At 71.7% G+C, this 23,291-nt stretch carries 19 protein-coding genes; 7 read left to right on the forward strand and 12 right to left on the reverse strand.

Features of this window, described 5'->3' with window-relative positions:
* Positions 1–41: 41 nt before the first annotated feature.
* Genes ASC56_RS07275 through ASC56_RS07285 form a run of 3 tightly spaced genes read right to left on the reverse strand, consistent with a single transcriptional unit; the run spans position 42 to position 2,813 of the window.
* On the reverse strand, positions 42–1,016 hold the full coding sequence (locus ASC56_RS07275) for a transporter substrate-binding domain-containing protein (RefSeq protein WP_055490393.1): 975 nt from the start codon (positions 1,014–1,016) through the stop codon (positions 42–44).
* On the reverse strand, positions 1,013–2,338 hold the full coding sequence (locus ASC56_RS07280) for a methylaspartate mutase (protein ID WP_079102348.1): 1,326 nt from the start codon (positions 2,336–2,338) through the stop codon (positions 1,013–1,015). Before ASC56_RS07280 ends, ASC56_RS07275 begins: the two co-directional genes overlap by 4 nt.
* A 1-nt stretch (position 2,339) precedes the next feature.
* Positions 2,340–2,813 carry a cobalamin B12-binding domain-containing protein gene (locus ASC56_RS07285; RefSeq protein ID WP_055490394.1) on the reverse strand — a complete coding sequence of 158 codons (474 nt, stop codon included), beginning with the start codon at positions 2,811–2,813 and terminating at the stop codon, positions 2,340–2,342.
* 361 nt (positions 2,814–3,174) lie between these two features.
* Between ASC56_RS07285 and ASC56_RS07290 the strand changes: the two genes are divergently transcribed.
* Positions 3,175–4,056, forward strand: a complete 882-nt coding sequence (locus tag ASC56_RS07290) for a slipin family protein (protein ID WP_055490395.1) — start codon at positions 3,175–3,177, stop codon at positions 4,054–4,056.
* 43 nt (positions 4,057–4,099) lie between these two features.
* Here ASC56_RS07290 and ASC56_RS07295 read toward each other — a convergent pair whose 3' ends face one another.
* The 4 genes from ASC56_RS07295 to ASC56_RS07310 all read right to left on the reverse strand — a co-directional run bounded on the left by ASC56_RS07295 (position 4,100) and on the right by ASC56_RS07310 (position 9,964).
* The gene (locus ASC56_RS07295; RefSeq protein WP_055490396.1) at positions 4,100–5,446 is read right to left on the reverse strand and encodes a DUF4407 domain-containing protein; all 1,347 of its coding nucleotides are present in this window, start codon (positions 5,444–5,446) and stop codon (positions 4,100–4,102) included.
* Positions 5,436–6,977, reverse strand: a complete 1,542-nt coding sequence (locus ASC56_RS07300; protein WP_055490397.1) for a hypothetical protein — start codon at positions 6,975–6,977, stop codon at positions 5,436–5,438. The genes ASC56_RS07295 and ASC56_RS07300 overlap by 11 nt, the downstream gene beginning before the upstream one ends.
* A gap of 5 nt (positions 6,978–6,982) precedes the next feature.
* Complete coding sequence (locus ASC56_RS07305; protein ID WP_234376867.1) at positions 6,983–9,046, reverse strand: hypothetical protein; 2,064 nt, start codon at positions 9,044–9,046, stop codon at positions 6,983–6,985.
* Positions 9,047–9,211: 165 nt separating this feature from the next.
* Positions 9,212–9,964, reverse strand: a complete 753-nt coding sequence (locus tag ASC56_RS07310) for a hypothetical protein (protein WP_055490399.1) — start codon at positions 9,962–9,964, stop codon at positions 9,212–9,214.
* 405 nt (positions 9,965–10,369) lie between these two features.
* Between ASC56_RS07310 and ASC56_RS07315 the strand changes: the two genes are divergently transcribed.
* Positions 10,370–10,897: a Pycsar system effector family protein gene (locus ASC56_RS07315; protein ID WP_055490400.1), complete on the forward strand. Its 528-nt coding sequence runs from the start codon at positions 10,370–10,372 to the stop codon at positions 10,895–10,897.
* Positions 10,898–10,915: 18 nt separating this feature from the next.
* Here ASC56_RS07315 and ASC56_RS07320 read toward each other — a convergent pair whose 3' ends face one another.
* Together ASC56_RS07320 and ASC56_RS07325 are read right to left on the reverse strand one after the other, a co-directional pair.
* Positions 10,916–11,614, reverse strand: coding sequence for a Crp/Fnr family transcriptional regulator (locus ASC56_RS07320; protein WP_055490401.1), 699 nt, complete (start codon positions 11,612–11,614; stop codon positions 10,916–10,918).
* A gap of 49 nt (positions 11,615–11,663) precedes the next feature.
* A complete protein-coding gene (locus tag ASC56_RS07325; RefSeq protein WP_055490402.1) occupies positions 11,664–12,890 on the reverse strand; it encodes a hypothetical protein in 1,227 nt (408 codons plus the stop codon).
* Between the two features lie 78 nt (positions 12,891–12,968).
* Between ASC56_RS07325 and ASC56_RS07330 the strand changes: the two genes are divergently transcribed.
* Together ASC56_RS07330 and ASC56_RS07335 are read left to right on the forward strand one after the other, a co-directional pair.
* Positions 12,969–13,937: a helix-turn-helix transcriptional regulator gene (locus tag ASC56_RS07330; RefSeq protein WP_055490403.1), complete on the forward strand. Its 969-nt coding sequence runs from the start codon at positions 12,969–12,971 to the stop codon at positions 13,935–13,937.
* 35 nt (positions 13,938–13,972) lie between these two features.
* Positions 13,973–14,482 (forward strand): glutathione peroxidase, encoded by a 510-nt coding sequence (locus ASC56_RS07335; RefSeq protein WP_055490404.1) that lies wholly within the window; start codon positions 13,973–13,975, stop codon positions 14,480–14,482.
* A gap of 172 nt (positions 14,483–14,654) precedes the next feature.
* On the opposite strand, the gene ASC56_RS07340 is transcribed toward ASC56_RS07335, so the two are convergent.
* Both ASC56_RS07340 and ASC56_RS07345 read right to left on the reverse strand, forming a co-directional pair.
* Positions 14,655–16,700, reverse strand: coding sequence for a hypothetical protein (locus tag ASC56_RS07340; RefSeq protein ID WP_055490405.1), 2,046 nt, complete (start codon positions 16,698–16,700; stop codon positions 14,655–14,657).
* Between the two features lie 253 nt (positions 16,701–16,953).
* Entirely contained in the window at positions 16,954–19,620 is a 2,667-nt protein-coding gene (locus ASC56_RS07345) for a serine hydrolase (RefSeq protein WP_055490406.1), read from the reverse strand.
* Between the two features lie 228 nt (positions 19,621–19,848).
* Here ASC56_RS07345 and ASC56_RS07350 point away from each other — a divergent pair, with 228 nt between their 5' ends.
* From ASC56_RS07350 to ASC56_RS37680, 3 genes are all read left to right on the forward strand, one after another.
* Positions 19,849–20,601, forward strand: coding sequence for a GPP34 family phosphoprotein (locus ASC56_RS07350; RefSeq protein ID WP_055490407.1), 753 nt, complete (start codon positions 19,849–19,851; stop codon positions 20,599–20,601).
* A 416-nt stretch (positions 20,602–21,017) separates the two neighbouring features.
* On the forward strand, positions 21,018–21,875 hold the full coding sequence (locus tag ASC56_RS07355) for a helix-turn-helix transcriptional regulator (protein ID WP_055490408.1): 858 nt from the start codon (positions 21,018–21,020) through the stop codon (positions 21,873–21,875).
* Between the two features lie 227 nt (positions 21,876–22,102).
* A complete protein-coding gene (locus ASC56_RS37680; RefSeq protein ID WP_079102349.1) occupies positions 22,103–22,291 on the forward strand; it encodes a DUF397 domain-containing protein in 189 nt (62 codons plus the stop codon).
* A gap of 150 nt (positions 22,292–22,441) precedes the next feature.
* On the opposite strand, the gene ASC56_RS07365 is transcribed toward ASC56_RS37680, so the two are convergent.
* Positions 22,442–23,281, reverse strand: a complete 840-nt coding sequence (locus ASC56_RS07365; protein ID WP_055490410.1) for a hypothetical protein — start codon at positions 23,279–23,281, stop codon at positions 22,442–22,444.
* Positions 23,282–23,291 lie beyond the last annotated feature (10 nt).

The raw sequence follows: 23,291 nt of genomic DNA on the forward strand, positions 1-23,291 counted from the left end.
CCGGGCCGTCTCAGATGCGGGCCGTCTCAGGTCCGGGCTTGTCAGCCGAGGGGGAAGGCGTAGTGCAGACCGCCGTCGGTCCACAGCGCGTTCAGGCCGCGGGGCACACCCAGGCCGGAGGCGGGGCCGAGGTTGCGGTCGTAGAGGTCGCCGTAGGTGCCCACGGCGTCGAGGACGCGGTTCGCCCAGTCGGTGTCCAGGCCGAGCGCCGGCCCGTGCTTGCCCGCCTGGGCGGCGGCCTCCCGCGCGGCCCGGTCCGCCTCGCCGGGCGGGGCCGAGGCGGCGACGTGTTCGGCGACCAGGAGGAAGTGCAGCACCCACCGGCACACGCGGAACCAGGCGGGATCGGCGTCGGTCACCGCCAGGGCCATCGGCTCCCTGGAGATGGTGGTCTCCAACAGGGTGTGCTCCGCGGGGTCGGGCAGCGAGGCGCGGATCCCCGCCAGGGCCATACGGTCGAGGACGTACGCCGCGCACGTGCCGTCGGCGTAGGCCGCCAGGGTCTCGGCGGGGGTCGCGTACGCGACCGGCTCCACCCGCAGACCGCGCGGCCCGAACCAGGCGTCGAGGTTGCCGACGGTGGTGGTGCCCGCCTGGACGGCGACCCGCCGGCCGGCCAGCTGCTCCGGCGAGGAGATCCCGTCGGCGGTCCGGACCAGGAAGCCCTCTCCGTCGTAACAGGTGACACCGGCGAACAGCACCGGCTCGGTGGCCTCGCGCCCCAGGGTCCACGACAGGTTGCAGGTGGCCACGTCCGCTTCGCCCGACACCAGGCGGGTGAGCCGCTCGGCGGGATCGGTGGGCAGCCAGGACACCGCTTCGGCGTCACCGGTCACCGCGGCCGCGACGGCACGGGCGACATCGGTGTCGAGCCCCCGCCACACGCCGTCCGCGTCCCGCAGGGACAGCCCGCGGATCCCCTGGCTGACCACGGCCCGCACGGTGCCGCGGGCGCGCACCGCCTCCAGCGTTGACGTCCGCTCCGAAGACACGGTCGCCGTCGCAGATCCGGTCACAGCATCCCCCTCACGGCCGACCCGACCAACTGCTCACGGTCGAAGCGGCGTTCGTTGTAGCCGAGCATGTCGATGAGCGAGCGTGCCGACACCGGCTGCACGGCGCCGTCCGAGCCTGTGGACACGGGCATCGCGCCCGCATGGGACCAGCGCAGTGTTCCGCCGGGTCCGATGGTCGCCCGCGACCGGTTGGCGTTGTCCCCGTGCAGGCAGTACGGCACGTCCAGATGGCCCTGGGCGAAGGCGTTGACGAGGGCCGTGCCGACGTCGTCGCCGAACCGCAGCGTCGAGGCGATCAGCATGAGCGCTTCCTCGTAGATACCGGTCCCCGGCACCGGTCCGGCGTCCTCGCCGTGGCCCCGCTCGTCCTCGGCGACGGCGGCGGCGAACTCCAGGGCGTCGATGTTCTCGTCGATCGTGGGGATGCGGTGGGCTTCCACCGCGGTCTTCACGATGAGCCGTTCCGTGCCGCTGCGCACCGCGAGACGGGCGCTGTCCTCCAGCATGCGGAACGCCCCGACCGAGGTCCTGGGGAAGACCCCCATGTACGTGTAGAGGACCACATGCCAGTCGACGTCCCCCAGCCACTCCCCGGCCAGGCGGCGCAGCGCCATGAGCGCTTCGAGGTCCTGCTCCGGGTGGGTCTGCTGGGCGTAGCTGACCGAGATGCTCCGCAGGCCGTGCTCCCGGAAGAACATCCCCTCCAGGACGCTGAGCGCGACCAGCAGGCTCGGCGGGCACAGCTGCCCGAGCATGCAGCCGCCGAAGCTCTCCAGGTGCATGACCTCCGGCCGGTCGGCCAGGATGCGGCAGCACTCGGCCCACGCCGCGGTCGCCTGCGGCAGCGGTACGCGGCTGTAGGGCAGACAGTACGAGACCGGGCCTCCCTCGGTGGCGTCCGCGCCGACCGCGGCGAGGGCCCGGAACAGCTCCTGCGGCAGCGCGGAACCGTGGCGGAACTGCACCGGGAAGTCGTCGTCCGCCACACCGGCGAGAAGTCGGCGGGTCTCGTCCGTGCCGTGGGCCACGACCGGGTAGCCGTTCAGGTCGTCGCCCCGGTCGAGGGCTCTGCGGGCCGACGCGTGGTCGTTCACCCGGGTGTAGCTGTCCACGGTGACCGTCCCGACGGACGCGCCGCGCACCGCGCGCACGGCCTCGAGGCCCCGCCGCATGGTCGCCGAGTCGGCGAATCCCATACGCGGCTGGATCACCAGCCGTCCCTGCTCATGGCTGCGCCTGACGAACCGGGAGAACCGGCCGACGGGCGGTGCGGAAGACGTGCGCGCTTCCTCCGCATAGCCCACGATCGATTCGCTGCTCACTTCACACCTCCTTTCCCGAGAGGGCGAGCCGGCGGCCCGCGCCCGATTCCACTTCCATGGAGCTGAGGAACGCGTCGAATTCCGAGAGGCCCGCGTCGGCCTCGAAGGCGGAATCGAATCCGGCCGCGACGAGTTCGGCGCCGAACCTGACGTTCTCGCTTCCCTTGATTCCGAGCTTTCCGCCGATGACCACGCGCATCCCGGCGAGTTCGGGGTCCGCTCTGATCTTCTGGATCAGCCGGAGTCCGTCCAGGTGCCCGTGACCGTTGACGGTGCTGACCACCAGGGCGTCCGGGCGGCTTCTTCGGCACTCCTCCATGATCACGTCGTCCGGGACACAGGCCCCGAGGTTGATGACAGTCCCCCCTCGTTCTTCCAGCAGCAATTGCAGAAACACGAGGTTCCACATATGGGCGTCCGACGAAACGCTGGTAACGACGAATCGTGCGGTGCGCACCGGAGTTATCTCGTCCATCACTCCCGTCCGATGTTCCGTGCGGCTGACGACATTGAAGTTACGAGCCGTGGATGTGCCGCGTCCACAATCCACTGGGGAACGGAATCGATGCCTGCATCAAACGCGTCGATGGGGTGCGGGAACACGGGCAGAACCGCAGGTGAGGGAGCCGGCGACGCGGCGCAGGGGCCCGGCCCGAGCGTCGACCGGGGGCGCTCGGCAGGCCGATCGTGAGCGTCTCGTCGTGGACGGGAAGCCGGCGCCCGGAGGCGCGGCAGAATCTTGACGAAGTCATGACGCCCGCGCCGCATCCGAAGATCGGTTCCCGGGTGTCCCCTTGGGTGTCCCAATCGACACCCTGTGAGGGAAGTGAAGTGCCATGGTAGGCACCTTCGTCGTGGTCGTACTGCTGGCCGTGCTGGCCCTGCTCGTACTGCGCAGCGGGATGCGGGTCGTCAACCAGGTGGAGCGCGGCGTCGTGTTCCGCTGGGGGAAGGCGCTGCCGCAGCACCGGCAGCCGGGCATCACGTTCCTGATCCCGTACGCCGACCGGATGCGCAAGGTGAACGTGCAGGTGGTGACCCTGCCGATCCCGACCCAGGAGGGCATCACCAAGGACAACGTCTCGGTCAAGGTCGACGCCGTCGTATACTTCCGGGTCACGGATCCGGTACGGGCCGCGATCGAGGTCCAGGACTACGTGTTCGCCGTCGGGCAGGTCGCCCAGTCCTCGCTGCGGTCCATCATCGGCAAGAGCGACCTCGACGATCTGCTGTCCGACCGTGAGCGGCTGCACGAGGGGCTCGCCGTGATGATCGACAGCCCGGCCGCCGGCTGGGGCGTGCACATCGACCGGGTCGAGATCAAGGACGTCCAGCTGCCGGAGTCCCTGAAGCGGTCCATGTCCCGGCAGGCCGAGGCGGAACGGGAACGACGGGCACGGGTCATCACGGCGGACGGTGAGTTCCAGGCGGCCCAGCAGCTCGCGAACGCGTCCCGCATCATGTCGGACACGCCCGAGGCGATGCAGCTGCGTCTGCTCCAGACGGTCGTGGAGGTCGCCGCCGAGAAGAACTCGACGCTGGTGATGCCGTTCCCGGTGGAACTCCTGCGGTACTTCGACCGCGCGGCCCGTAACCTCGGCGCCGGTCAGGAGACCGCGCCGGCGCCGACCGGGGCCCCTTCGCCCGACGCCCGTCCGGCGCCCGCGCCCGCCGCGTCACGCGACCCGCGCGTCACCGAGCCTCCGGCCCAGGCGTAACGGCACCGGGCGCCCGCCGAACGCGGGCGCCCACGGCCGTCGTTCACATCCTCCCCGGCCCCAGGATCCGCGCCATCCTCGCCTCCAGTTCCGCCCGTTCGTCGGCCGCGCGCTCGCTCCGCAGGGCGCGGTACTCGTGTTCCAGGCCCCGCATGCGGTCGGTCGTCTCCTGTTCGACCCGGTGGCGCTGCACCTCGTGTTCCATGCGCGCACACGCCTGCTGGACCTGGAGTTCCTCGGTGTGCAGACGGCGGCTCGCCTCGAAGCGGGCGCCGAGCAGGGTGTCGTACGTCGTGGCGCCGCTCATGAACTTGGCCAGTACGGGCAGCGAGTCGAGGGCCACCAGCAGCAGGTGGAGGACGACCGTCAGGAAGAAGGCGAAGCCGTCCGAACCGGCGACGCTCTTGAGAGCGTGCGCCCGGGTCAGGATGCCGTCGGTGTCGAGGTCGCCCGCCCGCTGCCGCGTCTTGGCGTCGATGGCCTTCTGCAGCACCGGCTGGTACGCGTCGGCCGCCCCGTCCTTCTGAGCGGACAGGGTACGGCCCTTGGCGACCAGGTCCGCGAGCTCCTTCTCGTACGTCGACACCTTGCTGGTGGTGCGGTACGACGACGAGTCCTGGCGTGCCCGCTCGCAGGTGATGGTGACGTCCCTGCCGCCGCCCCGCCAGATCCAGTGGTCCGGCCCGCACTCGCGCTGCTCGGTGGCCATCTTGTCGTTCAGCGTCTTGTTGATCGCGTCGACCTGGGTCTGGAGCGCCTTGGTGCGGGCGGCGTTGCTCTGGATCTGCGCGGCCAGCTCGGCGGGCGAGCCCGCCACCTTCAGCTGGTACCGGAGGCACTCCGGTCGGGCTGCCGTGGACGCGCCGTCGGTGGGGTTGCAGGAGACGAGCATGCCGCGGTAGTCGGCCACCGTGCGTTCGTTGCCGACGGCGACCTCCTGGCGGATCTCCTTGTCGAAGATCTGGAAGAGGATCGGCTCGGCGATGAACACACCGAGGAGCACCGACAACAGGAAGCGGAGTATGAGTGTCCACTTCTTCACGGCCGTGCCATGGGTGCTCGACACCAGCCAGCTGTCCATCGCGAGGATCACCCAGAACCACACCACGGCGACCACGAGCACGGCCGGCAACGGCAGATCGGGACGGAAGCTGGTGAGCGCCAGGCTCATGGACAGGGCCCCGAGCAGCGCCGTGTTGCCGACGAGCGCGCCGTACCAGGTGTAACGGGCGCGTTCCTCCGGCACCCAGGCGAGCAGCTCCTCGTCGATGCCGATGAGCCGACGCAGCCGGACCGGAAGGCCACGGCCGCGCGGCACCGGGCGCACGGATCCCCGGTGGTCGTCGAAGGAGGCACTGTCCGGGGGCCGGACCGGAGTGTCAGTGGCCAAGGGACGCCTCCGAGTCCGTACCGCCGAGGTCGAGGTCGCCGTCGTCGCCGCCGTCGTACTCGACCGCGTCGCCCTCCTTGGCCGGCTGCGGGATGCGCTGCAGCTCGCCCTTCTGCAGCTCCCGCTCTCCACCCTGGCGCAGCGGCTGGGCCTGGGTGTACGGGATGTCGCCCACGTTGTTGATGAAGGCGCCGGCGTCGTACATGGTGCTGTCGATCAGGCCGCGGTCGATGACCTGCTTGCTCAGCCCGACCTTGGCCGCCAGTTGCTCCCGGCGCCACTCGCGCTGGTCGTGCTGCAGCCGCTGGGCGTCCTCCCGGTTCTCCTGGCGCTGGCGCAGCCGGTCCTCGCGCTCCAGATCCCAGCGGCGGCTCTGCTCCTGTTGCCGGGCGGCCGCCTCGTCCCGTTCCGCCTGCCGGGTCAGCGCCAGGCGCTTCTCGTCCCGTTCCACCTGCCAGCGCTGGTCCTCCCGGGCGAACGCACGCTGCTTGAGCTGCTCCTCGCGCTCCAGCCGGGCCCGTTCCGTCTGCTTCTGGTCCCGGTACTGCTCCGCCTCGCGCAGCCGCCCGGCGAGTTGGTCGGCGGTGATGTCGCCGTTGCGCCAGGCGTTGAAGTCCGCGGCCAGCGGGTCGGAGCCGATCACCTCGAAGTCGGCGGCGAGCTGGTCGCGCACGAAGTGGTTGCGCTCGGCTTCGAGGGTGAGGTCGTGCCTCTGGCGTTCGGTGCCGGCCCCGAACTCGTAGTGCGTCCGCAGCGTCTCGTACTCCTGGCGGTTGCGCTCCTTGCTGAGCTCCTCCTCCTGCCGGTTGCGCTCCTTGAGACGGGCGTTCAGGTTCCGGATCTCCTCCTGCTTCAGCTCCAGCTCGGCCTCGGCGAGGGCCTTGTCCAGGGCCCGCTGCTGCTTCAGGTCCTCCAGCTCGCGGTCCAGCTCCCGGGCCCGCCTGGCGTCCTGGATCTGCTTGAGGTGCGCGGCGAGTTCCTCCGGAGTGAGGACCTCGACGAGGCCGCTGCGGGCCCGCAGGCCCGACACGACGGGCGGATGCATCTCGTGATACGCCGTCAGGCGGGCGGATATCCGGTCGCGTACGGCGGCGGACTCGACGATCGGCCGGTCGCCGCCGTCCTCGGTGAGTCCCGGCACCCTGCGGAGGTGGCTGAGCAGCAGCGCCTCCACGTCCGTGATCCCGTCGCGCACGACCGCGCAGGCGTCCGTGACCGTGCAGTAGAACGTGACCCGTACGGTGAAGTCGCCCGCCTCGGCGGACGGGATGCGTGTCTCCACGACTACGGGCACCTCGACACGCCGGTCGACGACCGTGACGGAGCCGGCCTCGACCACCACCGGGTCGTCGGGCCGCAGGTGCCCCTGGTCCTCGACGTACTGCTCGCCGACCCGGAAGACCCTCACATGGTGCGCGGCGAGCCGGGGCAGCTCGTCCGCCTCCCGCATCGCGCGCCTGTTCAGCCAGCCGCCGCGCTTCTCCGGCGGCCCGTACTCCCGCTGCTCGACCAGCGGGTATCTCTCGGCCATACGTGTCAGTCCTCCGTGCTCAGTACGGCGGTAAGGAAGGTGTCGATCAGGGGGGCGGCCGGCTCGTCGGGGCGCGCCGCGATCGGCCGCAGGACCGTGCTCAGCAGCCGGCGCTCGGTCGGCTGGAGGGCCGTGCCCAGGGCGTCACCGAAGCGCGCGGCCACCGGCTCCGGCTGCTCGCACACGGTGGGCAGGGCGCGCAGGGTGGCGTTGAGGCCCCGCAGCGCCAGGGCCTGGCGCGGCCGGTTGCCCAGCACGCCCGCCCACAACTCGCCCAGCTTGTCGATCAGTTCGGGTTGCCGCTCCATCACTTCGGCGCAGACGAGCCGTCCGGTACGCGTGTCGCGCGCCCGCAGGACGGTCAGCACGGCGTCCAGGGTGCTCTCCTTGCGGTGCCCGGCGGCCAGCGTTCCGCGCTGGACGGCGAGCCGGTAGGCGAGCGCACGGAACACCACGCCGGTGTCCTCGTGGCACTCCGCGAGGACGGAGACGAGATCGGCCAGGGCGGCCGCCGCCTCCATGGGCCGGCCGGCGCGCCGGCCGATCAGCCGCAGCAGTGTGTGCACGGCGTCCGTGGGGAAGCGCACGCCGAGCGCCCCGCTGAACACCGTCGTCGCCGTCGACCACAGCGCCGGGTCGGGTGCGCGGACCCAGTCGCGGGCGACGCCGAGCGCGATGGCGGCCAGTCCCTCGTCCAGGCACATCCACTGCAGCACCAGGGTGGCCGTGGACTGTCCGGCAGGGCCCGCCGCGCCGCCGGCCCAGGGGTGCAGACAGCTCTCCGCGACCTCGTCGAAGGCGGGCCGGGCGAGCAGGGCGAGACCGGCGGCGACGGACAGCTGCAGCCCGGGGTCGGGCTGGGTGCGCAGGAGTTCGGTGAGCCAGTTCCGCACCCCGTTCCAGTACGAGGTCGACCGCGTGGCCCACAGCTCCTCCAGTACCCACTGCCGGTACTGGGGGTTGGGGAAGACCAGCACCGTGCGGGTCAGCGCTCCCTGCTTCCGCTTCTCGACGGCGACCAGGGTGTTGCGGTTCAGCGAGAACCGGCGGTCGACGGCCGGCCGGGGCGCGTCGGCCGCCGCGCCCTCGGCGGGCGGTTCCCACACGGCCGGGGCCAGCCACTCCTCCAGCCGCTCCTGGCAGGTCTCGAAGTCGCGGTAGCCGGCCCCGGTGACGAAGGCCAGCGTGGTCACCTCGGCCAGCTCCTGCAACGAGCGCTCCGCCGCGAACCAGTCGCGCACGGGCCTGGCCGCACTGCTGCCGTACTCCCGCCAGACCTCGGCGGGGTCGGACCCGCGCGCGATCCGGTCGGCCGCCACGGCGACCTCCGTGATCCCGCACCCGGCGGGCAGCAGGGCGACGGCCTGCTCGACGGTGTCCCCGGCGCAGCCGGCCCGCACCAGCCGCACCCGCAGGACGGCCGCCAGGTCCGGAAGCTGCCAGGGCACATGGCGTACGGAGCCGGGCGCCTCCCCTTCCACCTGGTGGACGGTGGTGACCACCAGGTGGGCGCCGCTCTCCCGCACGGTGTCCCGGACGCGACGCCAGTCGAAGTCCGCCGTCCCGGACGGTCCGTCGTGCATCCGGTCGAGCAGCACATACCCGACGCCCTTCTCGAAGGCGGGGCGCCCGGTGGCGAGATCCTCCAGGCTGCGGCCCGGGGAGAGCACCACGTACTCCCTGCCCCCGGCGACGGCGGCGACGAGGGCCACCGCCCCGGACCGCTTCCCGGTGCCTGGCGGCCCGACGAGGACCACCACACCGTCCTGCTGAAGGGCGAGCACGGCCTCGTCGAAGCACGGGGGCTCCACATAGGACGCCAGCACCACGTCCGCCTCACCCGCGTCGAGGCGGCCGACCGCGCGGCGCCGGGCGTTGGCGGAGTCGGCGGAGCCGATGCCGAAGAGGGCCTGCGTGGCGTCCAGGGCACCGTAGAAGTACTGGTTGACGTTGTTGTGGTGCACCTGGCCGGCGGCCCCCTCGGCGCGGGAACCCTGGTCGGCGGCCCCCTCGTCCCGCGGACCCTGGCCGTCGGCGCCGGGGACTGGTCCCTCCTGAGCGGGGGCCACCGGCTCCTGCGTGGGCGCTCCTTGCGTCGGGGCCCCGTGGTCCGGGGGCGGGACGACCGCCCCCGCGAGGTCCTCAGGGGCGGATCCGGCTTCCGGCTGTCCGCCCTGGGCTCTCGGTTCGCCCTGTTCTTTTCGTTCCTCGTACATCCTCAGCCGTCACTCGGGTCACTTGGAGATTCCGAAGACGGCGCCCTCGGCGTGGACGGTTCCATGGAAGGACTGAACTACCGTGTCTCTGGGAGTAGTTGGCGCACTCAGGGGGCGCGCGCCGGCCCCTTCACCACCCCCGCCCCCACCACCACCGCCGGCGTGCGGCCCGTCGCCGTCCAGACCCAGCGCCCGGACGTCGTATCCGGGCACCCAGACCCACGCCCGCCCCGCGTACTCCTTCTCCTCGATCAGCACCTCGCGGAACTCCTGCGCCCGGATGGTGGTGTAGGCCTCGCGGACCACGTCGTTGAAGACGGTCGCCGAGACCGCGACGGCCAGGCACGCCCCCGGTGCCGCGGCCAGGGCGGCCCGCAGCACCCTGCTGTCCAGCATCCGGCCGATCTCGACGGGGGCGCGGCCGACGAAGCCGTTGGCCGCCGGGGACGCCGTGCCGAAGTGCACCACGGCCCGCAGGCGCAGCCATGCCTCCGGCAGCCGACCGTGGTTGAAGGCCCGCAGGCCGGCGTCCAGCTGCCGCATGAAGGTGTCGACGAGGGCCGGCTCCGAAGCTCCCTCGGGCAGGACGGCGAGCACCGAGTCACCGGCCTCCTGTGTGCTCCACCGCTCCCGCTGCAGACCGGCCACGGCGGCGGCCTCCCCGAGCAGCCGCTGGATGGCCTCCTGCAACTGCCGCTGCGTCAGGACGTCGACGCCCCCGTAGCCCTTCGCGTCGACCGCCAGCAGCAGTCTGCGCCCGAACGTTTCCATGCTTGAACTCCCCGCTCACTCAATGGAGTCACACCCCAGTGCCCCTCGGGTCCGGGGCGCGCTCCGGAACACGGCCGGCGTCCGCTCCCCCGGGCGCGGACGCCGGTACGCCAGTGGTACACGTCGCGCCCCGCGCGGACCCCGTCGAAATACGGGATGTGGTAGAAGGCGAAAACATACAAGGGCCGACGGACGTTACGGGCGGGTTCAGGAAGAGGGGAGTGCGGAATCGGACAGGGGGTTCACCACACGACCAGCCGAGCCCCGGAGCCCAAACGCCGAGGAATCCCGCAAGGCGGCCGCAGGCCCGCAAGAACGCCGAATCCCGCCCAAATGCCAGGTCCTTCCGCCGGCGAGCGGGTGTACTCGGTGACGACGAGCGTGCCACCGACCCGAGGAGGCCGTATGCCGTCCGCCGGTGCCGACCCGGACGACCGCCCCGCGCGGTACATGTTCACCGCCCTGCAAACCGCCCACCAGCACGCCGACACGAAGGCCGGGATCCTGGCGGCCGCGCAGGCGGCGCTGGTCGGCACGGCGGGCTCCTGGAGCGGACAGGCCCTGCACACCGCGGAACGCGGCGGGGCGGCGGGGGTGCTCGCCGGATCCCTGCTCGCGCTGTTCCTCGTCGGGCTGTTCGGCGGTGCGGGCTTCCTGGCCGCCACCCTGCGGCCCAGGGTGCTGCGCTCCGCCGAGGCCAACCGGTACGGCTTCGCCCATCTCGCGACGGGACCCGACATCCTTCCGGCAGAGGGTGCGGAGGATCCGGACGGTGACGTGGTCGTGGAGCGGCGGGAGTTGTCGCGGGCGATCCGGTTCCTCGCCCGCGTGGCCCTGCGCAAGTACCGGTGCCTGACCGGCGCTGTGGTGTGCACGACCGTGATGGGTGTCAGCGCCGGGCTGCTCGTGGCGCTGTGCCCGTTGCTGTCCTGACCGGCGCCGTGGGCGGCCTCACTCCTCGGGCCCCAGATCCGCAAGCCATCTGAGCCGGGGCAGATCACGGATGGTGGTGGAGCGGTAGCCGGTCTCCAGCAGGCCGTCCTCGCGCAGTTCCCGCAGCGCCTTCTGGACCGTGGACTCGGCCGCCCCGGTGAGCGCGGCGATCTCCGGCTGGGTCAGCCGGCAGCCGACGACCACGCCACCGTCGACCGGCTGGCCGTAGGCGGTGGCGAGTTCCACCAGCAGCCGGGCCAGCCGTACCTTCGCCGGATAGCCGCGGAACTCCAGGCGCCGCCGGTTGGCCCAGCGCAGCCGGTCGGCGACGATCCTGGTCAGGGCCATGGACACCTCCGGCCGCCGCATCATCAGGGCGTGCAGCACACCGGGTTGCAGCACCCGGGCCGTCATGGGACCGCAGGCCGTCACCGTGGCGGAGCGCGGCGAACCGTCCATGGCCGCCATCTCCCCGACCGTGTCACCACCGAAACGGACGGCGAGCAACGACGTCTCCCCGTTCTCCACCCTCGCCGTCACCTTGGCGAAGCCGGAGAGCAGTACCAGGACGTGCCGGTCGTGCGCGCCCTCGCTCAGGAGCACATCGCCCGGCTCGAACGGTCTCTCCGCCCCCAGCTGGAGCAGTTCCTGCCGGACCGGCGGCGACAGCACCCCCAGCAGGCTGCGTACGGGCCACTCCGCGGAGCTGTAGGGCATGACGCGCTCTCCCCATGCGACGGCGAATACCCCTCCATGCTGCCGCTGATCACATCGCCGGGCGACGGACTTGCTCCACACCGTCCTGCGCGGCCCCGGAACCACCCGCGACGCCCCGCGGCCGGCGCCTGGCCGCCGCCGCCAGCGTCAGCGTCACCCCCACCGACCCGGCAGCCATCACCGTCATCGCCACCGCCGGCGCGGTGAGTTGGGCCACCGCTCCCGCCAGTGCCGCGCTCACGCCCTGCATCGTGAGCCTGCCCGCCGAGTCCAGGCCCAGGGCGTGACCGCTCAGTCCCTCCGGGACCAGGGCCATCAGGCGCTCCTGCTGGACGAGGCCCGCGCTGAAGCCGACCGAGGCCAGAGCCACACAAACGGCCGCCACCGGTACGGCGGGACGCAGGGCGAACAGCAGATACGGGGTCGCCAGGAGCAGCAGGAGCGGGATGCCGAGGCGGCGGCGCAGGGCGAGCGGCAGGATGCGGCCCGTGGTGACGTCCCCGACGAACATGCCGAACGCCGCGCACGCGAACAGCACACCGGCCCGGTCCGGCGCGTAGGACACGTACAGCGACTCGCAGCCGACGACCAGGCCGTTCGGGACCCACAGGAGGAGGTAGACGGTCCAGCGTTCCCGGGACGACCACAGCAGCGCGTTGGTGCGCCAGGTCCCCGCGACCGAGGGGCGGCCCGCGGTGCGGGGGGCGCGGCGGGTCAGGCCGGACCGGGCCGCCAGGGCCCCGCCCAGGTGGAGCGCCGCGGCCGTCAGGAGCGTCCCGCGCGAGGAGAGCAGCGCCACCAGGACGCCTCCGGTCGCGTAACCGGTGATCTGCATGATCCCGTTCATCATGTTGAAGGCCGAACGGCCCAGCAGATAGCCGTTGTCGGGCAGGATCTCGTTCAGCAGGCCCCAGCGGACCCCACCGCCGAGCGACTGGACCAGGCCGAGGACCAGGATCAGGGCGAAGACCGCCGCGATCGGCAGGCCCGGTGCCGCCAGCAGCGCCGTACCGGCCGCGAACGCGCACGCGATGCCCGTCATCGTCGCGCGCGGCGGCAGTCGGTCCGCCGCCGACAGCAGCGTCGTCGCGCCCACGACCTGCGCCAGCTGCGGGCCGAACATGCTGACCGCGGACAGCAGCGGTGAGTCGGTGGCGCGGTACACCAGTGTGCCGAGGGCCAGGCCGCCCAGGGTCGAGGCGGCCGTCTGGAGGGCGGTGGACAGGAAGAGCGGGGTGAACTCCCGGGAGCGGAAGAGATCGGAGTAGCTGCGCATGCGCGGAGTCTGAGCGGGCGCGGAAGGCGGTCGTTATTGTTTCGCGTGCGCGCGAAACACGGGGAGGGCGGACGGACCATGGGTCTCTGGTACGTCAACGCCGACACCCTCGCCGGGAGCCGGTTCGTGCTGTCGCCGCTCGCCGAGGTCTTCGCGAGTCTGAAGCTGCTGCACGCGGGCACCGCCTGCCACCCCGGTGAACGCGCCTGGCTGGACGCCCACCTGCCCGCATACCGCCGGCGGCTGGCCGCCGACCCCGTCACCGCGCTGCTCGTCCGCAGCGGGCTGGGCCAGGAGTGGATCGCCGACTTCCTCACCCCCACCCCGAGGGACGGGGAGACCTTCGAGGAGGGCGTCGCCCGGGTGCGCGCCGCCTCACCGGCCGGGGCCCGCGCCCATCTCACCGTCTCGCTGCGCGGCCCGCTCCCCGCCCCGCTGGACCGTGACGACCTGCCCCGGCGCGCCGCCGATCTGCTGACCTACGTGTGGACGCGGACGGTACGCCCGTCCTGGGACCGGCGGCGGCGCGTCCTGGAGGCCGATGTGGTCGCGCGGACCGCACGGCTCGGCCGGGGCGGCTGGGCGGCCGCGGTGGACACCCTGCGGCCTGGCCGCACGCGCTGGCTCGGCGGGAACCGGCTCCAGGTCAACCTGCACGAGTACCCGCCGCGCGAGATCTCCGGCGCGCAGCTGGTCTTCGTCCCCGTCACCCCGCAGCGGACCGGCTGGGTGTCCTGGGAGGAGCGCGATCGGTACGCCGTCGTCTATCCGTGCGCGGGAGTACTGGCCCAGGGGCCGCGCGAGGCGGTGCCAACCGGCCTCGGCGCGCTGCTCGGGCCGGCCCGGGCCGGGGTCCTCGTCCTTCTCGACTCCCCCATGAGCACGAGCCAGTTGGTCGCCGTGACGGGGCAGGGCCTCGGGTCGGTCGGGCGCCACCTCAAGGTGCTGCTGGACGCGCGGCTGGTGGAGCGGCGGCGGGCAGGGCGGTCGGTGCTGTACTCGCGTACCGTCGCCGGTGAGGTGCTCGTCACAGCGCAGCGGGTCTGACGGGCCCGTCACGAACCGGAGTTAGCATCCGCTTCATGACGACTACTGACAACACCGCCGGCTCCGTCCTCGACGTCGAGATCGACGCCCTGCGGGGCGGCCCCGCGAACCTGTCCCAGTACACGGGCAAGGCCGTCCTCGTGGTGAACGTCGCCTCCAAGTGCGGGTTGACGCCGCAGTACGCGGGCCTGGAGCGGCTGCAGGAGCGGTACGCGCCGCTGGGCTTCACCGTGCTCGGGGTGCCCTGCAACCAGTTCCTCGGGCAGGAGCCCGGGACCTCCGAGGAGATCGCGGAGTTCTGCTCGGCCACGTACGGCGTGACCTTCCCGATGACCGAGAAGATCGAGGTGAACGGCGAGGGGCGGCACACGCTGTACGACCGCCTCGTCGGATTCGCGGACGCCGAGGGACACAGCGGGGACATCCGCTGGAACTTCGAGAAGTTCCTGATCGGGAAGGACGGCCGGGTCGCCGCCCGCTTCTCGCCGCAGACGGAGCCGGAGGCGGCGGACATCGTGGCGGCGGTGGAGAAGGCCCTCGCCTGACGCCGGGCCCCACGGGCGGCCGCCGGGCCGGACACCCGACCGTCCGGCCCGGCGGTCGACCTTGCCCCTGGGGCAGAGTTGACCCTGCCCCTGGGTCAGAGGGGAGCGTCCTCGTCACCGGGCGGAAGGCGTCCGGTGGGCCGGCCGGGGTTGCCCGCGAGGCGGGCAGCCCTCACCGCAGCTCCGGCGGGCACGGTGTGCCCCGGGGGAGCTGGTAGGGAGCAGCCAGACGGTAGGTGCCCGGGCGGGGGGCCACCAGTTCCGTCCACTTGTCGCCCGACGCGTCCTGAGCCGTCTCCATCAGACAGCCGTTGACGTTGTCGTACGTCTTCGGCGTGCCCTCCGGGCGGTGCTTCGACGTCTCCGTCTCCTGCGGCGGCTTGACGCCCTTGCCCTGTGCGTCGACCAGGCCCAGCCACGGCGAGTACGGGACGCGGATGAGCACGCGGCCCGCCTTCTTCACCTCGATCGTCAGCTCGCCCTGCTCCGCCCGGTCGACGACCGCCGGCGGATCCACCAGCGGAGTGGGGTCGGTGACCGCGAACAGCTGCCAGTTGGCGTCGCCCCAGATCTGCGTCAGATACGGCATGCCCCGCTGGACGAGTTGGCGCTCGCGCTGACCGCCGTCGCCGTCCGGCTCCCCCTTCGGCAGCACCACGTAGTGCACCGCCCAGCGCTGCAGCCAGGAGTGGTAGTTCGCGGAGTTGAGCGTGTCGTCGTAGAAGAGCGGGTTGCGCTCCATGTCGGCCTGACGGTTCCAGCCACGCGCGAGGTTCACGTACGGGGCCAGCGCCGACGCCTCTCGGTGCGAGCGCGCCGGCACGACCTCCACGCGGCCCTTCTCGGCGCCGACCACCTGCAGCTGGTTCACCAGCGGTGCCAGCTCGCGCGCCCAGGACGCCGCCGGGGTCGTGTGGACGATGTCGTCGACCGTCTTGAAGCCGATCCAGCCGGCGAAGCCCGCGACCGCGAGGACGAGGGCGTACCACTTCCGGCTGCGCGGCACCGCGAACGGGAGCGCCGCGACCAGCGCCACCCCCGCGAACAGCATCGCAAGCCGTGTGATGTTCGAGCCGATCTGCGAGCTGATCAGCCAGACCAGGAGCACGGAGAGCCCGTAGACCGCCGCCGTGATCCGTACCGTCTTCCACTCCGTGGGGACCAGCAGGAAGACCAGGACCGCGAAGAGGAAGGGCAGGGTCGCCGACGCCCATGTCATCGGCTGCGTACCGGAGAACGGGAACAGCCAGGCCGACAGCGCGACCACGACTGCCGGCGCCAGGCCCAGCGCCCAGGCGCCGGGGCGCCGCTTCTGGAGGAACAGCGCCACCGCCACGAGGCCGACGAACAGGCCCGCCACCGGGGACGACATCGTGGCCAGCGCGGCCAGCGGCGCGGCGCAGAGCGCCTTCGCCCAGCGTTTGTAGCGCCAGCGGTAGGGCCAGCAGAAGACGACCGCCGTCGCGCCCAGCGCGAACATCGTGCCCAGGCCGAACGTCACACGCCCCGAGATGGCGTTGCACAGCAGCCCGAAGACCCCGGCCAGGGCCGGCCACCACGGCTCACTGACCGCACGGCTGCGGATCAGGACCAGCGTGAGCAGCCCGGCCGAGATCGTCCCCGCGATCATCATCGTCGTACGGACGCCGAGCACCGACATCAGATACGGCGACACCACGCTGTACGACACCGGGTGCATGCCCCCGTACCAGGCGAGGTTGTACGCCGAGTCCGGGTGCCGTCCCACGAACTCCGCCCACGCATCCTGCGCGGCGAGGTCGCCGCCACTGTTCGCGAACGTGAAGAACCAGACGAGATGCAGCAACCCGGCGAGGGCCGTGACCGCCAGGACGGGGTGCCCGCGGGCCAGGTCCGCGCCGCGTGAGGACCTCAGGCGGGCGAGCAGGGCGCGGCGACGGGGCGCCGTCGCCGCCTCGTCGGCAGGGGGTTCGGAGCCCCTCGCGGGGGCCGGGGCCGGTGCCGGGGCCGACGGCCGGGCGGCGCCGCGGGGCGACGCGTCCTCGGCCGTAGACCGGGGAGCGTCGCCGGAGGACGTGTCAGCGGCCCGGGACCGGGGGCCTTCGCCGAGGGCCCCGGTGGCCGGGTGCCGCGTCGGGCCGGCGTCGGGCGCGCGCAGCGGTATTCGCGAGTCGGCCGTCCGGCCCGGTTGACGGCCCGGATCGGCGTCGTCGGCGTGTGTCGGCTCCGCTGTGGCCACCTGAAGGCACTCCCCGTGTCCCGTTTCCGTTCTCGCCCCGCGTCCGGTTCCGTTCTCGGCCCGTGTCCGGACATCCGCAAGAGTTCCGTCACCGTTCCGTCGGGGTTCTTCCGGGGGTCCGTCCCGGGCCAGGATCGACTGCTACAGACCTGCCCCGATCTCGCGACGCTAGCACGCACCCCGCCGACGGGGCCCCGGGTGGGGGCCCCGTCGGCGGGGTGCGGGTGCCCGACCGGACGTCCGGTGCGCCGGTTCAGCCCAGTCGGGTGAACTTCGCGCCGTAGCCCGGTTCGGTGAGGTCCTTCTGCAGGGCGACCGGGATGGTCACCGCATGGCCGGAGCCGTCGCCGACCGTCAGCTCGCCGACCACCTTCCCGGCCTTCGCCTCGTGCGGGACCGCTGAACCGCCGTCACCGATCGTGATCCTGGTCCGCAGGCCCGGCCAGCCGATAGCGGTCATGTCCTTGGTGGCGACCACGGGGGCCTTCCCGCCGAGCCGGTCGTCCACGTACCCGACGACCTGGCCCTTCTTCACCACCGTCGCGGTGGTCAGGCTCTGCTGGATCTTGCTGATCAGCTTCTGGCTGTTGGTGAGCGCCAGCTGGAGGCTGTCCCAGACGCGACCGGTGTGGGCGTCCTGGTTGAGGACCACGCCGTAGATCGTCTGCGTCTTGCCGTCGACCACCTTCGTGGCCGCCCACACCAGGTTGCCGCCGGCCGGGGTCGACGAACCGGTCTTCAGACCGATCACTCCGACCTGCTTCACCAGCAGGTCGTTGTTGTTGTAGATCGGCTTGGACAGCCCCGGGACGTCCGCCTTCGCCATCCCGACGATGCTGCGGAAGACCTGGTTCTGCATGACCGCCTTCGCCAGCTTCAGCTGGTCGACGGCCGTGCTCACGGTCGTCTTGTTCAGGCCGCTCGGGTCCGTGTACGTCGTGCCCGTCATGCCGAGCTTCTTGGCGGCGGCGTTCATCTTGCCGACGAAGGTCGCGTTGTCGGAGTCCCAGCGGGCCAGCAGCCGTGCCGCGTTGTTCCCGGACGGGATCATCAGCATCTGCAGCATCTGCCGCTCGGTGAACTTCTGGCCCTTGGAGATGGCCGCCGTCGATTCGTCCGGGTTCTTCGACTCGTCCGCGGCCTGCTGGTCCACCGTGATCTGGGGGCCGCCCTCGTTCCCCTTGAGCGGGTGCTCCTGGAGGGTGACGTACGCCGTCATGATCTTGGCGACGCTCGCGATCGGCTGCGGGGCCTGCTTGCCCTCGGAGCCGATCGTGCCGACGCCGTCGACCTCGACCGCCGACTGGCCCTGTCCGGGCCAGGGCACGTCGAGCTTGCCGCCGCCGAAGGTGTACGTGGCGTCGGCGGTCAGCGCGAGGGTGGGGGTCGGCAGCGGCCGGACGGCCTGCACGATCGCAAAGATGATCAGTAGCAGGGCGGCGAGCGGCGTCCAGATCTTGACCCGCCGCAGGATGGTGCGGACCGGGGTCTCCGGGGGCGGCGGGGTGTTCGTCAGCTCGGCGAGCAGGTCCAGCGGGGGCTTCGGGGGAAGCGGCTGCTGGGCGGTGCGCTCCGGGCCGACCTGGGACAGCGCGGCGGTGGCCTCGGCCGGGCTGATGGCGGGCTTCGGCTGCGCGGGCTTCGGCTGCGCGGGCTTCGGCTCGTCCAGCGGCTTCAGAGCGACGAACTTGCCGGGGCGCTCGGCGCCGGACTCGGCGGTCGGCTTCTCGGTGGACTTCGCGTCGGTGGACTTCGCGTCGGTGGCCGACGCCTCGGACTCGGTCTTGTCGGCCTTGTCGGCCTTGCCGGGCCCGGGGGCGCCCGCCTTGTCACCGGCCGCCCAGCTCGGCCTGGCGGCGGACTTGTCGGACGACTTGGTACCGCCGAGCTTGAGCATGGTCGTGGGCTGGTCCACGGGGGGCTTCGCGTCGCCCAGCTTGAGCATCGTCGTGGGCTGGTCCACGGGGGGCTTGGCGTCGTCCTTGTCGGCGGGCTTGTCCGACGGCTCGTCGGCGAGCTTGGCGGCGGTCTTGGCGTCGCCCAGCTTGAGCATCGTCGTGGGCTGATCCACCGGGGGCTTGGCGTCGTCCGCCTCCTTGCCCGATGGCTCGTCGGCGAGCTTGGCGTCGTCCTTGTCGGCGGGCTTGTCCGACGGCTCGTCGGCGGACTTGGCGGCGTCCTCAGTCTTGGACTCGGCCTCGGACTCGGCCTTCGACTCGGCCTTCGACTCGGCCTCGGCCCCCGCGGCAGCCTCGGCAGCCGACCCCTCGTCCTTCGCGGCCGTCTCGGAGTCGTTCTCCCCGGACTCCGCAGACTCCCCGGACTCCGCCGACTCCGCCGACTCCCCGGACTCTGCCGACTCTGCCGACTCCGCGGCCTCCGCGGCCTCCGCGGACGACGCACCCGCGGTCTTCCCCCCCGACGTCTCCGCGCCCCTCCCGGCGGCCGCCTCCTCCGCCTCACCGGAAGCCTCGCCATCCGAACGGCCCTCCGCCGCACCCGACTTGGGCTGCGAGTCCGCATCGGACGCGACGTCCTCCTGGTCCTCGGTGTCCTCCGCGCTGTGCACCCAGGAAGCCAGCGACGCACGTTCCCGGGCGTCGCCCCGGCCGCCGGAACCGGCGTTCGCGCGCGCCGAGTCGTCCTTCTCACCCGACTCCTCGGAACCCGCGGAACCGGCCGAACCCGCGGCCTCCTCGGACACCGCACCGGCCTTGTCCACGGCCCCGCCGGCGGAGTCATGCGACGCCCGCTTGGAGATCACCGCTGTCGCCTGGTCGACCCGCACCTTCTCGCCGGCCATCACGAGCCGGGGATCGCGGTCGCCGGTGGCCGGCGCCGGAACCGGAGCCCCGCTCCCCGACGTCCGTTCTGCCGACGACTCGTGCTGCTTCGACCTGTCGGGGGACTCGCCCGCCACCGATGCCTCCTCCTTGCGCCGCGCACCCACTCGCGCGCCTTGCCGAACCGTGAACCGCCGCCCGGACAGTGCTGTCCGAACCATGTACCAGTGTCCTGTGTGAGGGATTGACCCCTGGGCTAGACGAGAACGACATACCTACCGGTTCCACTACATTCCGGTCACGCACCCTCGACAGACCAATGTGAGAGGGGTCACCCTGTCATTCATCCACGCGGGGAGGCATGGATGGGCAGGAGCCGCAGAACAATTCCGGAGGAGCTTCTGCTGCTGGCACTGGACCCGACCACGGGTACCACTGCGCAGCCGCAGTCGCTCGACCTCGGTCTGGCCGGAGCACAGCTAGTGGAGCTGGCGCTGGCCGGACGGATAGCCCCAGACGGGGATCGTATCGCCGTGGTCGTGCCACGGCCGACTGGAGATCCAACCCTGGACAGCGCGTTGGAGTTGCTGCGCAGGCGCGGCGCTCCCGTACGAGCTGTCCACTGGATCGGCGGACCCCGTCTCGGGCTCCGCCAGATCTACCTGTCGCACCTGGAACGGTGCGGCATGGTCCAGGCCGTCCCCGGCCAGATGTGCGGGGTGCTGCCGACGACTCGGTACCAGGCCACCGACACGGCCATCAGCCGGGAGATCAGGTCCCGGCTGGATTCCGCGATCCGTACCGGCGTCCCGCCGGACCCACGGACCGCGGCGCTCGCCGCGCTGGCCCACGCGGTCGGTCTCGGCAAGCACCTGTATCCGGGCAACGAGGGACGCTCGTCCCGCTCCCGGCTGCGGGACCTGATCAGGCACGACCCCATGGGCGGTCTCGTGGCGCACGCCGTGATGGACGTCCAGAGCGGCGCGGCCGCACAGCCCCGCCGCGGGCCGGCCCCGGCCGGCCGTCCGGCCGCCACGGCCAGGCCCGCAACGGAACCCGCTGGCGGTGTTCCGATGCAGCCGCGCCGCGGATCCATGGCGCGCGTCGTGGCCCACTGAGCCGCAGCCCCACGGCCCGCAGGACCACGGCACGACCACCGGCTGAACCTGCAGGATCGGTACAGCAGGCTTGGGCGCCCACGGGCGGACAAGCCGGAGAACACAGTCCCGGTTCGGGAGCCGCCGGCCCGCGCGGGGCGATGAGACCGTACGTCCGGACGACGACACGGTCCCACCGCCCCGCGCGGCCGCATGCGTGCGTCGCGCGACGGCGTTCGGCGTACGGCAACCAGTACGACGGGACGCACTGCTGTACGACAACGGTGGCATCCTGAGCCCAACCATGGCCAAGGAACGGCCAAGTGGCGGGCAGCCACCGCATATCCGCTGTTTCCCAGCGGTAGGTAGCACCTTGGTGGCAATCTGCTCAACAGCAGATACGCAAAGTAGAGGCACGCAGCCGGAGGTGCACGTCCGTGGCGTCGAATGTCAATCCCACCGTCCGGCGGCGTCGGCTGGGCCAGGAGCTGCGCCGGCTCCGTGAACTCAAGGGCATGACGGCCGAAGAGGTCGCCGAACGGCTGCTCGTCTCCCAGTCGAAGATCAGCCGTCTGGAGAACGGCCGCCGCAGCATCAGCCAGCGTGACGTCCGCGACCTGTGCGGAGTGTACGAGGTCGAGGACCAGCGCATCGTCGACTCCCTGATGGAGATGGCGCGGGACTCACGCCAGCAGGGTTGGTGGCACGCGTTCGGGGACATCCCCTACAGCGTCTACATCGGCCTGGAGACCGATGCGGAGTCGCTGCGGGTGTACGAACCCCAGGTCATCACCGGCCTGTTGCAGACCCGTTCCTACGCCGAGGCCCTCATCCATGGCGCGCTGCCCGAGACGTCGCCCGCCGACATCGAGAAGCGCGTCCAGGTGCGGATGCGCCGCCAGGAACGTATCGCCGCCGAGAACAACCCGCTGCGCCTGTGGGTGGTCCTGGACGAGGCGACGCTGCGCCGGGTCGTGGGCAACAACCTGGTGATGCGCGAGCAGTTGGAGCACCTCGCGGAGATGTCCCGGCTGCCGCACGTCACCGTGCAGGTGCTGCCGTTCGAGGTGGGAGCGCATCCGGGCCTCAACGGCCAGTACGCGATCCTGGAGTTCGCCGACACGGCCGATTCGAGCGTGGTGTACCTGGAGGGCGTCACGAGCGACCTCTATCTGGAGAAGGCGCCGGACGTGCAGAAGTACGCCGTGATGTACGAGCATCTGCGGGCGCAGGCCCTCAATGTGGAGCAGTCCCGTCAGTTCATCGCGGACGTGGCGAAGGAGTACGCGCGCTGAGCGCCTGGGCCATGGACCGGCGAATTTTACACCAGTGAGATCTTCGCGCGTAAGGCCTCACTGGAATATGCCATCCAGTCGAGTGAACGAGCCCTCCGGACAGGGATGTTGACGAGTAGCTTCGATCACGCCATCAGTCAGAACCAGTTGGCGCGAATCGCACCGCGGGCACCGATTGGAACCCGTGGCGCGATGACAGCACTCAGCAACTCGCTACCGGAGTGAACATGGCAGTTCTCCAGGGGGCCACGGCAACGTGGACCAAGTCGTCGTACTCAGTCGGCAACGGCGCCTGCGTCGAGGTCAAGTCGCCCACCCGATCCGAGCTGGCGGTACGCGACTCGAAGGCTCCCGAGGGCCCCACGCTCGCCTTTCCGCCCGAGGCATGGACGGCCTTCGTGGCGTCCATCAAGTAGACCGAGCAGAGGATCCCCAACAGGCCCACCAATAGAGCCCTCTCGACTGGTCCGCCGTCCCGGCCGAGGGGGCCCGCTCGTCTCTACCGGGCTCGGTCCGCCTCCGGTCGCCGAGTCCCCGCTCGCCGCATGAGCCGCATGGCTGAGCCGTCAGCGGAGGTCGTCCACGTACCGGTCCGTCCCCGGCACCGTGGGAATGAACGGCGCCACCAGCTCCACCCTCCCCAGCCCTCCTTCCGCCACCGCCGCGTCCAGCCCCGTGAAGTGCTTCTCCCAGCACTCCCTCGGATCCGCCTCCAGGAACCACAGCAGGGTCAGGCGCGTGTCCACACCCTCCACCTGCTTCACATACGTCATACGGTCGCCGGGCAGCGGGGTCGGCCGGAAGACCGTGACCATGGCCGCCGGGGAGCCCGCCAGGCGCCCCGGGAGGTGACGGGTGCCCAGCCACTCCAGCAACGCGGCACGCTCCTCGGGCCCTTCCGCGTCCACCACCTCCAGGACCAGCCCCGCGTACGGGTGGTCCAGCGCATGGACATCACGCGGGCCCGCGGCGCCGTCCCGGTACACGGTCACCTCATGGTCCTGGAAGGCCGTGAAGACATGGGTGCGGTCCCGGTAGACCCGAGCGTCGCGGTTGAGACGCTTGTTGATCGCGACGGTCCAGCGCATGTGGTCGTCGTAGCGCCCGTCCGTGATCCAGTACGTCGAGAGGTAGCAGCCCGTGGTCACCGGCCGCGCCACCGCCGACTTCTCGGGACGGCGCAGGAGTTGCAGCTCCCGGGTGGCGACCCAGCGGCGGCCCGCGAACATCCACGGCATGGCCATCGCGCCCGCGTAGTAGTGGTCGTCCTCGTACCAGCGGTTGTACGCGTACTCGCGCCCCGGGTGCGGCTGCACCATGGTGATCAGGGCATGGCCCGGACGGACGCCATAGGGCCCCACGGCCGCCAGTTCCGCGTACACCTCACTGCGCGTGTCCTCACCCATTGCCGTACCC

The organism is Streptomyces sp. TP-A0356, assembly GCF_001417775.1.
GTDB lineage: Bacteria > Actinomycetota > Actinomycetes > Streptomycetales > Streptomycetaceae > Streptomyces.

What these genes read in the sequence shown, in the direction of transcription:
- ASC56_RS07285 (WP_055490394.1), bottom strand. Translation starts at nt 2,813, where the DNA reads ATGGACGAGATAACTCCGGTGCGCACCGCACGATTCGTCGTTACCAGC.
- ASC56_RS07290 (WP_055490395.1), top strand. Translation starts at nt 3,175, where the DNA reads ATGGTAGGCACCTTCGTCGTGGTCGTACTGCTGGCCGTGCTGGCCCTG.
- ASC56_RS07300 (WP_055490397.1), bottom strand. Translation starts at nt 6,977, where the DNA reads ATGGCCGAGAGATACCCGCTGGTCGAGCAGCGGGAGTACGGGCCGCCG.
- ASC56_RS07310 (WP_055490399.1), bottom strand. Translation starts at nt 9,964, where the DNA reads ATGGAAACGTTCGGGCGCAGACTGCTGCTGGCGGTCGACGCGAAGGGC.
- ASC56_RS07315 (WP_055490400.1), top strand. Translation starts at nt 10,370, where the DNA reads ATGCCGTCCGCCGGTGCCGACCCGGACGACCGCCCCGCGCGGTACATG.
- ASC56_RS07320 (WP_055490401.1), bottom strand. Translation starts at nt 11,614, where the DNA reads ATGCCCTACAGCTCCGCGGAGTGGCCCGTACGCAGCCTGCTGGGGGTG.
- ASC56_RS07325 (WP_055490402.1), bottom strand. Translation starts at nt 12,890, where the DNA reads ATGCGCAGCTACTCCGATCTCTTCCGCTCCCGGGAGTTCACCCCGCTC.
- ASC56_RS07330 (WP_055490403.1), top strand. Translation starts at nt 12,969, where the DNA reads ATGGGTCTCTGGTACGTCAACGCCGACACCCTCGCCGGGAGCCGGTTC.
- ASC56_RS07335 (WP_055490404.1), top strand. Translation starts at nt 13,973, where the DNA reads ATGACGACTACTGACAACACCGCCGGCTCCGTCCTCGACGTCGAGATC.
- ASC56_RS07350 (WP_055490407.1), top strand. Translation starts at nt 19,849, where the DNA reads ATGGGCAGGAGCCGCAGAACAATTCCGGAGGAGCTTCTGCTGCTGGCA.
- ASC56_RS37680 (WP_079102349.1), top strand. Translation starts at nt 22,103, where the DNA reads ATGGCAGTTCTCCAGGGGGCCACGGCAACGTGGACCAAGTCGTCGTAC.
- ASC56_RS07365 (WP_055490410.1), bottom strand. Translation starts at nt 23,281, where the DNA reads ATGGGTGAGGACACGCGCAGTGAGGTGTACGCGGAACTGGCGGCCGTG.